This window comes from Clostridium sp. CF012, assembly GCF_018861755.1.
GTDB lineage: Bacteria > Bacillota > Clostridia > Clostridiales > Clostridiaceae > Clostridium_AD.
Map to the genome: position 1 here is coordinate 1 of NZ_JAHLEF010000147.1, position 534 is coordinate 534.

Genomic DNA, 534 nt, shown 5'->3' on the forward strand with positions numbered 1-534 from the left:
CCTTTAAATATATCTTACACTGCAGTTGATTTTGGAAACAAAGGCTTGCTGCCTAAACAATCTTTTATAAAATATACAATTAACATGATTAGAACGATTTTTGATATATTTTAACAATTAATTTAATTTCCTATTAAGTTACGTATTATATATTGATTAAATCTAAGGAGTGATATTATGTTAAATCGGCTTACTTGTTTTATGAAAAAGCATATTACAACTATATATGTTACTAGTATCATTCTCCTAGTAATAATTACATTTCAGAATATCAACATTATAACTCCGCTTGCAGCTACATCTAGCATTACAGCAACATCCTATCCCACAAGCTTAAATGAGTTATCTTTAAATGGAAGTCTTATAAAATTAGTTATAGTAAGTTCAGGTTCTATTTTTAAACCTACTATAACCGCAAGTGATTTTGTATTAAATAATGCTCCGATTGGTCTTGGTATATCCATTGTAACGTTATCTCCTTCTGATAACAATGAAGCCTATTTACAACTCTCTTATAATGGAACTGTCTTCAAT

Annotated in this window: 1 protein-coding gene; it reads left to right on the forward strand. The window is 28.1% G+C overall.

The features are described from left to right. Nucleotides 1–177: 177 nt before the first annotated feature. Nucleotides 178–534, forward strand: a 357-nt coding sequence (locus KPL50_RS26770) for a hypothetical protein (RefSeq protein ID WP_216301488.1), incomplete at its 3' end; no start/stop codon positions are given.